Origin of the sequence: Pseudomonas sp. TH34 (assembly GCF_016650865.1) — a bacterium.
GTDB lineage: Bacteria > Pseudomonadota > Gammaproteobacteria > Pseudomonadales > Pseudomonadaceae > Aquipseudomonas > Aquipseudomonas yamanorum.
Genome location: NZ_JAEKFB010000014.1, coordinates 46,184 through 59,613, shown reverse-complemented (window position 1 = coordinate 59,613; position 13,430 = coordinate 46,184). Strand labels below are relative to the sequence as shown.

Here is a 13,430-nt window from a genome sequence, read left to right as displayed (position 1 = left end):
ATCAATCACCTGAACCCATGAAGTAGTCGGTTGCGATGGCTGCATGTGAACCACCGGTCGTTACTGTATGAGGCCCCGGGCGACGATTCGTTGCATCCGGGATGGCGTCCCTTCCCCGGCCTAGACCCAGCCACCGTCCACAATGAAGTTCTGTGCGGTGCACATCGCCGATACATCAGAGGCGAGGAACAGCGCCATATTGGCGATATGTTCCGGCTCCACACTGCCCGGCAGGCACTGGCTGCGGGCGATCAATTCCCGGGCCGCGTCATCCACCCACATCGCCAGTTGTTTCTCGGTCATCACCCAGCCCGGCACCAGCGTATTGACCCGGATTCGACTCGGGCCCAGCTCCCGCGCCAGGGCCCGGGTCATGCCGTGGGCAGCGGCTTTGCTGGCGGCGTATACCGGGTAGCCGCTGGAAGCCATCATCCAGCCGATGGAGCCCAGGTTGATGATCGACCCTCCGCCGGCGGCCTTCATCATCGGCACCACCGCCCGGGCCGCGAAAAATGCGTGCTTCAGGTTGACCGAAATCAGTTGGTCGAACCGCTCCGAGTCGATTTCATCCAGGGTGTGCCGAACGTCGTTGGCGGCATTGTTCACCAGCACGTCGATCGGCCCCAGGCTCTGCGCCAGGCACGCTATCGCGGCCTTGTAAGCGATCTCGTCGGTGATGTCGCAATGGGCGAATTCGACGGCATGGCCCTCGGCCGACAGGATGGCCGCCAAGCGGTCGCCCTGCCCTTGCGCCCGGTCCACGAACGCGACCTTGGCCCCCTGACGTGCGAAGGCACGCACCATCGACTCGCCGATCCCGGAAGCACCACCGGAGATCAACACGGTTTTATCCCGCAGGTCCGGGTACATCGCTTGGGCGCCGGGCTGTTTTGCAGTGTTCATGGGGCAGTCACTCCGCTGTATTTAGTCTTATTTTATATTGCATGTTTCGCGATATTGGCTATAAATCAGCCTTGCAGCCGAATAAATAGTAGAACTATTTAATTAACAACAATAAAGGTAGCTCAGTCATGCGGCAATCCCGATTCTTGCTTACCGGCCTCGGCCTCTCCCTGGCGATGGCCAGCCTTGGCGCTCAGGCGGCTGGCCTGTCCAGCGAACACAAACCTTTCGGCAAAACCAATGACGGCACCGCCGTCGAGCAGTACGTGTTGCGCAACAGCCATGGCGTACAAGCCACGGTGATCACCTACGGCGCTGTGTTGCAGTCGCTTAAGGTACCGGACAAACACGGCCAGTTCGCCGACGTGGTACTGGGCTTCGATGACGTCCAGGGCTACCAGGCCGGCACCGCGTTCTTTGGTGCGACCATCGGCCGTTTTGGCAACCGCCTGGCCAAGGGCAGCTTTGAACTGGACGGCAAACGCTATCAAGTGCCCCTCAACGATGGGCCGAACTCGCTGCATGGCGGCCCGCAGGGTTTCGACAAGCACGTGTGGAAAGCCCAGCCGGTCAAGCAAGATGACTCTGTGGGCGTGACCCTGAGCTACCTGTCGAAAGATGGCGAGATGGGTTTTCCCGGCAACCTGAAAGTGGATGTTACCTATAGCCTCAACGACAAAAACGAACTGCACATCGACTACAAGGCCACCACCGACAAACCCACGGTGCTGAACCTCACCAACCACAGTTACTTCAACCTCGCCGGCGCCGGTAAAGGTGACGTGCTCAAGCAGCTGGCTACCTTGCACGCCAGCCATTACACACCGGTCAACAGCACCTTGATTCCCACCGGTGAACTGGCCCCGGTGGCCGGTACACCGATGGACTTTCTCAAGCCCACCGCTATCGGCCAGCACATCAAGGACGACCATCCCCAACTGAAATTCGCCGAGCCGAAACAAGGCGGCTTTGACTTCAACTGGGTGCTGGATGCCAAGGGTGATATCGGCAAACTGGCCGCCGACGTTCGTGACCCGCAGTCCGGTCGGCGCTTGCAGCTGTATACCAGTGAACCCGGTGTGCAGTTCTATACCAGCAACTTCCTCGACGGCTCGATCAAGGGTAAAGGCGGCAAACCTTATGCCCACTGGAGTGCGTTTACCCTGGAAACCCAGCATTTTCCTGACGGGCCTAACCAGCCGAACTTCCCCTCAACCCGCCTGGATCCCGGCCAGACCTACACCCAAAACACCGTGCTGAAATTCTCCGCCGACTGAATCAGCTTGATCGTTCCCACGCACAGCGTGGGAACGATCGCAGCTCCCCCCAAGGATCAGCGTTGTTTCATACGGTCGATCACCACCGCCAGCAGCAGGATCGAGCCGCGGATCACATACTGGTAGAAGGTGTCGATGTTCTTCAGGTTCATCGCGTTCTCGATGATCGCCAGAATCAGCACCCCGGCAATCACGTGGCGAATCATGCCGACCCCGCCGCTCAACGACACCCCGCCCAGCACGCAGGCAGAAATCACCGTCAATTCGAAACCCTGGCCAATCATCGGCTGCCCGGAGGTCATGCGCGAAGCAAGGATCACCCCGGCCAAGGCGCCGATCACTCCGTGCACGGCAAAGATGATGATCTTGGTGCGATCGACGTTCACCCCCGCCAGCAACGCGGCTTCCGGGTTGCCGCCGATGGCCATGGTGTTGCATCCGTAGGTGGTGTAGTTGAGGAGCCAGCCGAAGAACAGGAAGCACACGATGGTGATCAGGATCGGCACCGGCACGCCAAACAACTGGCCGTTGCCGAAAACGAAGAACCCGTCCTGGGAGACGCCCACCGCCTTGCCATTGGCAAAGATATAGGCCAGGCCGCGCACGATCTGCATGGTCGCCAGCGTGGTAATAAGCGCATTCACCCGCAACTTGGCGATCACGATTCCGTTGATCAACCCCACCACCAGGCCCATCAGCAGTGCGGCACCGATGCCGAGCAAGACGCTGTCGGTGTCACGCATCACGATCGCCGCCACGACCCCGGCGCAGGCAATCACCGAGCCCACCGACAGGTCGAAATGCCCTGACGCCAGGCAATACAGCATGGTGCACGCGGCAATCCCGGTGGTTGAGATCGCCAGCCCAAGGCCGCGCATATTGAGCGGCGACAGGAAGTTGTCGATCAGCAAGGTGCAGAGCACGAAGATCCCCACCGCGGCCATCAGCATCGCCCAGTTGTCGAGCAGGCTGCGCAGGTCCAGCGGTTTGCGCGCCGTGGGCACAGCCGTGTTTTGGCTTGTCATAGTCACCTCGTCAGTTCCCCTGGCTCGCGGCGCGTTGGCGCGGCAGGGCCATTTGCAGCAGGTTGGATTCATTGGCGTGTTCGCGGCTCATCTCGCCGCGCATCGCGCCTTCACACAGCACCAGGATGCGGTCGGAAATGCCCATCACCTCCATCAGATCGCTGGACACCACAATCACCGCAATACCGCGAGCCGCCAGGTCATGGATGATCTGGTAAATCTCGGCCTTGGCGCCGATATCGATGCCCCGGGTGGGCTCGTCCAGCAGCAGGACTTTCATCGGCATCGACAGCCACCGCCCGAGAATCGCCTTTTGCTGATTGCCGCCGGACAGGTACATGATCTTCTGCGCCGCCGTGGGCGTCTTGACCTTCAGCGCCTTGATCTGCGTGGCGGCGTTGTCTTTCTCCCAGCCACCGCGCAACAACCAGCCAAAGCGCGAATGGGCACTGCGCGCGCTGATGTTGATGTTCTCGGCGACACTGGACAGCGGCACGATGCCCTCCTTCTTGCGGTCCTCGGGGCACAGCAAAATACCGGCGTCGATGGCGTCACGGGGCGAACGCAGGCGCAGCGCATCGCCGCACAACTCAAGGCTGCCGGCACTGTTGCGCTCAAGACCGCCCAGCAGCCGCAGCAACTCGGTACGCCCGGCGCCCACCAACCCGAACAGTCCGAGAATCTCCCCCTGGTGCACCTCGAAACTCACTGGTTCACGCAAGCCGGGGCCCAGCAAGCCATTGACCTTGAGGGCCACCGCCCCCCGCTCACGGGGCCGGTAATCGTAGATGTCCTGAATGTCGCGACCGACCATACAGGTCACCAGTTGATCGTGGGTCAAGGTGCTCATGTCCTCGAACGTGCGCACGTAGCGGCCGTCCTTGAACACCGTCACCGCGTTGCAGATGCGGAACACCTCTTCCATGCGATGAGACACGTACAGCACCACTTTGCCCTCGTCCCGCAAGCGACCGATGATTGCCATCAGGCGGTCGATCTCCCGCGCTGACAAGCTGCTGGTGGGTTCGTCGAACGCAATCACATGGGCGCCACGGGACAGCGCCTTGGCGATTTCCACCAACTGGCGCTGGCCCAGGGACAGGCGGCCGACCTTCTCCTGGGGATCGATTTCATCCGCCAGGCCCTTGAGGCATGCCAACGCCTGTTGGCGCAACGCGCTGCGATTGATCAAGCCAAAGCTGGCCGGCAGATGCCCGAGGAACAGGTTTTCGGCGACGCTCATTTCCGGCACCAGGTGCAGCTCCTGGTGGATCACCGCGACGCCGCTGGCGATGCTGTTCGCCGCGCACTTGAAGGCCATGGTGTGCGCGCCGATCTGGACGCTGCCGGTGCTCGGCACATAGGCGCCACCGAGGATTTTCAGCAGCGTGGATTTACCGGCGCCGTTCTCGCCCATCAAGCCGTGGACCTGCCCCGGGTGGGCGCTGAAGCTGATGCCATCCAGCGCCTTGACCCCGGGAAACGCCTTGCCGATACCGTTGAAACACAAGCTGGCACCGGTGTTGTCGGGTTGTTTCTGTTGCGCGTGCATAACCACCTCGTCACACAGGTCAGGTGGCCCTGTCAGCAGGGCCGCCGGGGAACGTCAGCGGTCTTCAGTTCCACAGACCGATCTTTTCCAGTTCCTGCTTGAAGTTCTCGCGGGTGATCAGCGTCACCTCGTCCATCGCGGTGTACTTCGGTGGTTCCTTGCCGGTGGTGACCCACTCGAACATCATGCTTGCGGTGTTGTAGCCCTCGATGTGCGGGCTGGGCAGCATGGAGCCGAAGAAGCCGCTGTTGGCTTTCTTCAGCTCGCCGATGGCGTCGGTGCCGTTGATGCCGATACCAATGACATTGGCGGCGGCAAAGCCGGCGCTTTCGGTGGCGCGCACGCCGCCGAGCACCGTGTTGTCATTCATGCCGCCGATGATCAGGTTTTTCGCGCCGCTGGGCAGTTTCACCAGTGCCGAGTTGGTGGCGTCCATGCTGCCGGGGACGTCGAGGGTCTTGAGGGCTGCATACAGGATGTGGTCGTCCGGAATACCCGCGGCCTTCAGGGATTTGACTGAGCCGTCGGTGCGCTTTTTGCCGGTGTCGAGTTCGTTGTAGGTGTTGATCACGGCATAGGTGTCTTTCCAGTCCCAGCCGCGTTTTTTCGCTTCCGTGGCCATGGCACTGCCCTGCTTCTCACCCACTTCAAAGGCGGCCATGCCCAGATACGGCACGTCTTCCATGAAGTTGCCCTTGGCATTCACAAATCGGTCATCCACGGCGATCACTTTCAAGCCATTGGCTTTGGCCTTGGCCATGATGGCCGGACCGAGGGACACGTCCGGCGGGCAAATCACAAAACCCTTGGCGCCGTTGGCCGCCAGGCTGTCGATGGCCGAGAGGGTTTTCTCGCCGTCGGGTACAGCAATCTTGATCACTTCAAAGCCCTTGTCCTTGCCGGCCTTTTCGGCGAAGGCCCATTCGGTCTGGAACCAGGGCTCTTCGGCCTGCTTGACCAGAAAGCCGATCTTCACCGGCTCGGCCGCCAGCAACAGGCTGCTCAGGCTGACGGCGGATACCGCCACAGCGGCGCAGCACAGGGAACGGATACCACGACGACGATTCATAGGGTGACTCCTTGTTGTTGTATTTGAATGCGTTAAACAGCCTGTTGGTTATCCTGCAAAGCGGTGACAGATTTTCCCCGGCACATCGACCTCGATCGCCAGCACCGCGCCGTCCAGCGGGTGATTCAGCGGGCTGGCGGCACTGGTGATGTACAAGGTCTTGAGGTCCGGGCCTGCGAACACGCAACTGGTGGGACGACTGACCGGCAGCTCAATCACCCGCTCGACTTCACCGTCCGGCGTCAGTCGCAGCAGGCAACTGCCGTCCCAGCGGGCGTTCCAGATATAGCCTTCGGCGTCCATGGCCGAGCCGTCCGGGCCACCCCGGGAGTGAGGCCCGAACCAGACCTGCGCGGGTTCAAGCTGACCATCGTCGGTGATCGCGTGCCGATACAACGTGCCGTCCAGGCTGTCGCCGAAATGCACGTGGGTAGTGGCGTCGTTCCACAGCAAGGTGTTGGGAATGCCCAAGCCCTGCAGCAGCGGCGTGACCTGCCCGTCGGCATCGACCCGGAACAGGCCGCCGGAACGCCGCAGCACCGGCAAATCTTCACCGTGCGCGCCGATGTTGTTCTGCATGGTGCCCAGCCACAGCCGGCCCTGGGCATCGCAACGGGCTTCGTTGGCACGGTTGCCCGGTTGCGGATCGGCGACGCAGAGCAAGGTCAGGCGTGGATCCCTCGGCGCCGAATCGAGGTCGAGGCGATACACGCCACTGCTCAGGGTCACCAGCGCATCGCCGCTGGCACACGGGATAAAAGCCGAGACGGGCTCAGGCAGTTGCCAGGTGTGCAGTTGCCCGTCTTTCAGGCGTAACGCCTGCTGGCCGATGATATCCACCCAATACAGCGCCTGACCCTGCTCGTCCCAGAACGGGCCTTCGCCGAGCCGAGCGCGGTGCGGTGTGACGGCATTCCACGACATGAAACCTCCTGCTTTCTTGTTGTTTTCAGGTGGTACGGGTTACAGCGCGTCGCGCGACGGCTGCCCATCTACCAGACGCTGAATGCGCAACGGGTTGGCATTCTTCAGCGCGTCGGGGAGCAGGCTATCAGGGTAGTTCTGAAAGCACACCGGTCGCAGGAAACGCTCGATCGCCAGGGTGCCCACCGAGGTGCCACGGGCATCGGAAGTCGCCGGATAAGGCCCGCCGTGGACCATCGCGTCACACACCTCGACGCCGGTGGGATAACCATTGAGCAGGATGCGCCCGACTTTTTGTTCCAGCAGCGGCGTCAACTCGCCGAACTGGGTGAAATCCGCCGGCTCGCCAATGATCGTCGCCGTCAGTTGGCCATGCAGGCCGTGCAACGCGGCACTCAATTGCGCCTGATCGGCGACTTCCACGAACACGGTGGTGGGGCCGAACACTTCTTCCTGCAGCACTTCATCGCCGTTGATCAACAGGCTGGCATCCGCTTTGAACAGCTGTGGCTGCGCCTGATTGCCGGCTTGCGCCTGGCCCGCCAGGTGCTCGATGCCAGGATGGGCGAGCAGCGTGTGCAGGCCTTTGCCGTAGCTGCTCAAGGTGCCGGTATTGAGCATGGTTTGCGCCGGCTGGTCGCCGATCAGTTGGGCGACCTGTTGGGTGAAGGCAGTGAACGCTGGCGACGCAATCCCGATCACCAGGCCCGGGTTCGTGCAGAACTGGCCGCACCCTTGCACCACCGACGCCACCAGGTCGCGGGCGATGGTGTCTGCCCGGGTTTGCAGGGCTTGGGGTAAGACGATCACCGGGTTGATGCTGGACATCTCGGCGAACACCGGGATCGGTTGCGGACGTGCCGCTGCCATATCACACAGGGCCCGGCCACCCTTGAGCGAGCCGGTGAAACCCACGGCGCGGATCGCCGGGTGCTTGACCAGTGCTTCACCCACCCCGCCGCCGAAGATCATGTTGAACACGCCGTCGGGCATGCCGGTGCTCTGCGCCGCCCGCATGATCGCTTCGGCGACCCGCTCGGCAGTGGCCATGTGGCCGCTGTGGGCCTTGAACACCACCGGGCAGCCGGCCGCCAGCGCGGCGGCGGTGTCGCCACCGGCAGTGGAAAAGGCCAAGGGAAAATTACTCGCCCCAAACACCGCGACCGGGCCGAGACCGATGCGGTACTGGCGCAATTCCGGGCGTGGCAAAGGCTGGCGATCCGGCAGCGCCAGATCGATCCGCGCCCCGTAGAAATCACCGCGCCGCAGCACCTTGGCGAACAGCCGCATCTGGCCGCTGGTGCGGCCGCGCTCGCCCTGGATACGCCCGGCGGGCAACGCCGTTTCGCGGCAGACCAAGGCGATAAAGTCATCGCCAAGGACGTCCAGCTCATCGGCTATTGCCTCCAGGAACGACGCACGATGCTGCGCGCTCAGGCTGCGATAAACCGGGTAAGCCGCTGCTGCGGCGTTGGCTGCCGCGTCGACTTCCTGCGCCGTCGCCTGGTAGAAATCATAGGGCAACGCTTCGCCGGTAGTGGCGTCGACGCTGTGCAGCGTGACGCTGCCGGTAGCGCTGCGCTGGCCGCCGATGTAGTTGTGGCCGTAAATCCGGGTCATGTCTGTCTCCTTCAAAGAGTGCCTATGTCGCCAGGTGCGGCGCCGCCATTGGCCACGGCAATGCCGTTGATCAAGGGCGCGCCAAATTCGGCCTGGCTGATTTCAAACACATCGCCTGGCTGGGTACGAATGCCGTCGGCAAACGACAAGGTTGCGGTGCCGAAAAAGTGGATATGCACGTCACCTGGGCGCAGGAACTGGGTGTATTTGAAATGGTGATATTCAAGGTTCTCGAGGCTGTGGCACATGTTGGCTTCGCCACTGAGGAATTCGTGCTGCCACAGCACCTCGCCGTTGCGCAGGATGCGGCTGGTGCCCGCCAGGTGCTGGGGCAGTTCACCCAGGCGCAACTCGGGACCATAGCTGCAACTGCGCAGTTTGGAGTGGGCCAGGTACAGGTAATTCTTGCGCTCCATCACGTGGTCGGAAAACTCGTTGCCCACCGCGTAGCCCAGGCGATACGGCTTGCCGTCGTGACCAATTACGTAGAGCCCGGCAATTTCCGGCTCTTCGCCGGCGTCTTCGGCAAACGCCGGCCACGGGAACGGCTGGCCCGGGCGCACCACGATGCTGCCGTCGCCTTTGTAGAACCACTCCGGTTGTACACCGGTCTGGCCAGAAGCCGGTTTGCCGCCCTCCACGCCCCATTTGAAGATGCGCATGCTGTCGGTCATCGCGCTTTCGTCACTGGCGTTCTGGTGCATCTTGTCCCGCGCCGACGCACTGCCCAAGTGGGTCAAGCCGGTACCGCTGACCAGCGTGTGCGCCGGGTCCGGGTGATCCAGCGGTGGCAGGATCTTGTGCCCGGCCAGCAGTTCGGCGTAGTCGTGGCTCTCGCCCAGGCCGAGGTGATCTATTTGCTGTTGCAAGGTGACGCCGGCCTCGATGGCGGCAAGTGCCAGGTCACGTACCGTGCGTGCGGCGTGCACCTCGCGTACCTGATCACCCTCGACCACGCCCACCCGGCGTTCGCCGTTGCTCAATTCAAACTGCACTAAACCCATGAGTCTTCTCCTGATTGCCAATTAAGTACGGGTGGCGCCACGGGCGCTGGCGGCGAACTGGTCCGGCGGCAGTACGTGCTTGCGCTCCAACAGCCGATAGACCACCCCCGTCAGCACCACCCCGAACAGCATCACGCACGCCAGGAAGTACAAGCCCGATGCGAGGTTGCCGGTGTACTCCATGAGGGCGCCGATCACGAACGGCCCGATGTAGCCGCCGAGGTTGCCCACCGAGTTGATCAAGGCGATGCCCGCCGCCGCACTCGCGCCGGCAAAGAAACGTCCCGGCAAGGTCCAGAACACCGCCGTGCAGGAGAACAGCGCGAACGCCACCAGGCACAGCGCTGCCAGTTGCCACAGCGGCGCTGTCAGCCAGGCGCTGAGGAACAGGCCGATGGCGCCCAACACGTAGAGCACGGCGAGGTGGCCGTAGCGATCATTCAGGCGATCGGAACTGCGCGGGACGATCAGCAAACCGATGATCCCGAAGAGGTAGGGCACCGCCGACACGAACCCGGTCGTCAGGTCGCTGCCGCCGAACTGCTTGATCAAGGTCGGCAGCCACAGGCCCAGGCCATAAATGCTCAAGGTCACCGGCAGGTAGAACAGCGCCAGCAGCAATACGCGTTTGTCCTTCAGCGCATGCAGCGGGTTGCCGTGCCGGGTCTGGCCGTAGGCCTGCAGGTCTTTGGCCAGCTCGCCGGTGAGCCAGTCCTTCTCGGCCTGGTCCATCCATTTGACCTGTTGCGGGCCGTCCGGCAGATAACGCAGCACCGGCCAGGTCAGCAGGATCGCCGGGGTGCCGATGACGATGAACAACCACTGCCAGCCGTGCAGGCCGAGAATCCCGTCCATGCCGAGCAAGCCGCCCGCAACGGGGCCGGTGATCATCATGGCGATGGGCTGGGACAGGATGAACAACCCGAGGATCTTGCCGCGGTGGCGCACCGGGAACCATTGGGTGATGTAGTAGAGGACGCCCGGGAAGAACCCGGCTTCGGCGGCGCCCAGAAGGAAGCGCATCACATAGAAACTGTGGGGACCCTGGACGAATGCCATGCCGATGGTGATGGCGCCCCAGGTGACCATGATCCGCGCGAACCAGCGCCGCGCGCCGAAACGGTCGAGCATCAGGTTGCTGGGGATTTCCAGAAGGAAGTAGCCAATGAAGAACAGCCCTGCCCCCAAGCCATACGCCGCATCGCCGATGCCGACATCCGCGCCCATGTGCAATTTGGCGAAGCCCACGGCCGAGCGATCCACGTAGGCAATCAGGTACAGCAAGATCAGGAAGGGAATCAGTTTCAGCGTGATGCGACGTATCAGCCGCTGTTCCTGGCTCATGTGAGCAGTCTCCGATTGTTATTTTTATAGAGCGTTGCGGGTCGCCTCTCGCGAAAAACCGCCAGGGCCAGGCCTCGTTGAATCGGACTATATAGTAATACTATTTAATCAACAACACTTCCAAAGCCTCGAATTTACGCCTATGTTAAGCCAGGATTAGATCAATATAGTCTTACAATAAGAGAGTCAACCATGTCCGAGAAAAAGCCCGTCCTGCGCTCCGCCAGCTGGTTTGGTACCGCCGATAAAAACGGCTTCATGTACCGCAGCTGGATGAAAAATCAGGGGATTGCCGATCATCAGTTCCATGGCAAACCGATCATCGGGATCTGCAACACCTGGTCGGAACTGACGCCCTGCAACGCGCACTTCCGCCAGATTGCCGAGCATGTGAAGCGTGGGGTGATTGAAGCGGGCGGCTTTCCTGTGGAGTTTCCGGTGTTCTCCAACGGCGAATCGAACCTGCGCCCCACCGCCATGCTCACCCGCAACCTGGCCAGCATGGACGTGGAGGAAGCCATTCGCGGTAACCCCATCGACGGCGTGGTGCTGCTGACCGGCTGTGACAAAACCACCCCGGCGCTATTGATGGGTGCCGCCAGTTGCGACGTGCCGGCAATCGTTGTCACCGGCGGGCCGATGCTCAACGGCAAGCACAAGGGCCAGGACATAGGCTCGGGCACCGTGGTATGGCAGCTCAGCGAACAGGTCAAGGCGGGTACCATCACCCTCGACGATTTCCTCGCGGCCGAAGGCGGCATGTCCCGCTCGGCAGGCACCTGCAACACAATGGGCACCGCCTCGACCATGGCCTGCATGGCCGAAGCACTCGGCACTTCCCTGCCCCACAACGCGGCGATTCCGGCGGTGGATGCGCGGCGTTATGTACTGGCGCACATGTCCGGCATGCGTGCGGTGGAGATGGTGCGTGAAGACTTGAAACTGTCGAAGATCCTGACCAAGGAGGCGTTCGAAAACGCGATCCGCGTCAACGCAGCCATTGGCGGCTCAACCAACGCGGTGATTCACCTGAAAGCCATCGCCGGGCGTATCGGCGTCGAGCTCGACCTGGACGACTGGACACGCATGGGCCGTGGCATGCCGACCATCGTCGACCTGCAACCGTCCGGGCGCTTCCTGATGGAAGAGTTCTACTACGCCGGCGGCCTGCCGGCGGTGCTGCGCCGCCTCGGTGAAGCCAACCTGATCCCGCATCCGAACGCGTTGACCGTCAACGGTAAGTCCCTGGGCGAAAACACCCGGGAAGCGCCGATCTACGGCCAGGACGAAGTGATCCGTACCCTCGACAACCCGATCCGCGCCGACGGTGGCATTTGTGTGCTGCGGGGCAACCTCGCGCCACTGGGTGCGGTACTCAAGCCTTCGGCCGCCAGCCCCGAGCTGATGCAGCACCGCGGGCGCGCCGTGGTGTTCGAGAACTTCGACATGTACAAGGAACGCATCAATGACCCGGAACTGGACGTGGATGCCAACTCGATCCTGGTGATGAAAAACTGCGGGCCCAAGGGTTATCCGGGCATGGCGGAAGTCGGCAATATGGGCTTGCCCGCCAAACTGCTGGCCCAGGGTGTGACCGACATGGTGCGGATTTCCGATGCACGCATGAGCGGCACGGCCTACGGCACCGTGGTGCTGCATGTGGCACCGGAAGCGGCGGCCGGCGGCCCATTGGCCACGGTCAAGGAAGGCGACTGGATCGAGCTCGATTGCGCCAATGGCCGCCTGCACCTGGACATCCCGGACGCCGAACTTGCGGCGCGCATGGCCGACCTTGCTCCGCCCCAACAGCTGATTGTCGGGGGCTACCGCCAGTTGTACATCGACCACGTACTGCAGGCAGACCAGGGCTGCGACTTCGACTTCCTGGTGGGCTGCCGTGGTGCGGAAGTGCCGCGTCATTCCCACTAATTGGGACGGGAGCAATGCTATGATGCCGCGTATTTCGCCAGAGTAGCCTCCCTGTTATGGATCAGCAGCCGACCAAGCCGCGCAAGAGCATGCACGCCCAAATCGTTCAGGACTTGGGCATGCACATCGTTTCCGGACGCTTCAAGCCGGAAGAACGATTGCCCATGGAGGCCACCTTGTGCGAGGAGTACAAGGTCAGCCGCTCGGTATTGCGTGAGGCGACTCGGGTGCTGAGCGCCAAGGGTCTGGTGATTTCCAAGCCGAAGGTCGGCGCTGTGGTGCGCCCTCGGGTGCAGTGGCACTTGCTGGACCCGGACGTGCTGTCGTGGCTGATGCAGTCGACACCTCACAGCGAGTTTTTCAACACCCTGGCCGGTGTACGTCGGATCCTCGAGCCGGAAATCGCCGCCATGGCTGCGACCACCGCGACCGACGACGACATTGCTACCATCGAAAAAGCCTACCTCGGCATGGAAACCGCCAATACCCACGACGCGCTGTTACAGGCCGACCTGGACTTCCACCGCGCAATTGCCGATGCGACCCGCAACGACTTGCTGGCCTACATGTGCAATATGCTGTCGCTGCCACTTCGCGAGTCCATCAACATCACCAACCGCCGCCCCGACATCCAGGGCCTCAGCCTGCCCCGGCACAAGGCGATCCTCACGGCGATCAAGAACCGTGACGCCCTCGGCGCGCGGCATGCCTCCCTGGTGCAACTGGACGATACCCGGGTCGCGCTGGACACCGTGATGAATGTGCTGACGCCGCTGTAGGCCA

General features: G+C 62.2%; 11 protein-coding genes. 3 read left to right on the top strand and 8 right to left on the bottom strand.

Features of this window, described 5'->3' with window-relative positions:
* Positions 1–120: 120 nt before the first annotated feature.
* Positions 121–903 (bottom strand): SDR family NAD(P)-dependent oxidoreductase, encoded by a 783-nt coding sequence (locus tag JFU58_RS09890; RefSeq protein WP_201140435.1) that lies wholly within the window; start codon positions 901–903, stop codon positions 121–123.
* A 128-nt stretch (positions 904–1,031) separates the two neighbouring features.
* Between JFU58_RS09890 and JFU58_RS09885 the strand changes: the two genes are divergently transcribed.
* Complete coding sequence (locus JFU58_RS09885) at positions 1,032–2,180, top strand: aldose epimerase family protein (RefSeq protein ID WP_093209920.1); 1,149 nt, start codon at positions 1,032–1,034, stop codon at positions 2,178–2,180.
* Positions 2,181–2,236: 56 nt separating this feature from the next.
* Here the strand turns inward: JFU58_RS09885 and araH are convergent, their stop codons facing one another.
* The 7 genes from araH to JFU58_RS09850 form a co-directional block, all read right to left on the bottom strand.
* Positions 2,237–3,205, bottom strand: a complete 969-nt coding sequence (gene araH / locus JFU58_RS09880) for an L-arabinose ABC transporter permease AraH (protein WP_201140434.1) — start codon at positions 3,203–3,205, stop codon at positions 2,237–2,239.
* A 10-nt stretch (positions 3,206–3,215) separates the two neighbouring features.
* Complete coding sequence (gene araG / locus JFU58_RS09875) at positions 3,216–4,757, bottom strand: L-arabinose ABC transporter ATP-binding protein AraG (protein ID WP_201140433.1); 1,542 nt, start codon at positions 4,755–4,757, stop codon at positions 3,216–3,218.
* A gap of 64 nt (positions 4,758–4,821) precedes the next feature.
* The gene (locus JFU58_RS09870; RefSeq protein ID WP_201140432.1) at positions 4,822–5,826 is read right to left on the bottom strand and encodes a substrate-binding domain-containing protein; all 1,005 of its coding nucleotides are present in this window, start codon (positions 5,824–5,826) and stop codon (positions 4,822–4,824) included.
* Between the two features lie 48 nt (positions 5,827–5,874).
* Positions 5,875–6,750: an SMP-30/gluconolactonase/LRE family protein gene (locus JFU58_RS09865; protein WP_201140431.1), complete on the bottom strand. Its 876-nt coding sequence runs from the start codon at positions 6,748–6,750 to the stop codon at positions 5,875–5,877.
* 39 nt (positions 6,751–6,789) lie between these two features.
* Complete coding sequence (locus tag JFU58_RS09860; protein WP_201140429.1) at positions 6,790–8,370, bottom strand: aldehyde dehydrogenase (NADP(+)); 1,581 nt, start codon at positions 8,368–8,370, stop codon at positions 6,790–6,792.
* An 11-nt stretch (positions 8,371–8,381) separates the two neighbouring features.
* Complete coding sequence (gene araD1, locus JFU58_RS09855; RefSeq protein WP_201140427.1) at positions 8,382–9,374, bottom strand: AraD1 family protein; 993 nt, start codon at positions 9,372–9,374, stop codon at positions 8,382–8,384.
* A gap of 21 nt (positions 9,375–9,395) precedes the next feature.
* Entirely contained in the window at positions 9,396–10,718 is a 1,323-nt protein-coding gene (locus JFU58_RS09850) for an MFS transporter (protein ID WP_201140426.1), read from the bottom strand.
* Positions 10,719–10,910: 192 nt separating this feature from the next.
* Between JFU58_RS09850 and JFU58_RS09845 the strand changes: the two genes are divergently transcribed.
* Both JFU58_RS09845 and JFU58_RS09840 read left to right on the top strand, forming a co-directional pair.
* Positions 10,911–12,647 carry an IlvD/Edd family dehydratase gene (locus JFU58_RS09845; protein ID WP_017480274.1) on the top strand — a complete coding sequence of 579 codons (1,737 nt, stop codon included), beginning with the start codon at positions 10,911–10,913 and terminating at the stop codon, positions 12,645–12,647.
* A 56-nt stretch (positions 12,648–12,703) separates the two neighbouring features.
* Entirely contained in the window at positions 12,704–13,426 is a 723-nt protein-coding gene (locus tag JFU58_RS09840) for a FadR/GntR family transcriptional regulator (RefSeq protein ID WP_063030227.1), read from the top strand.
* Positions 13,427–13,430 lie beyond the last annotated feature (4 nt).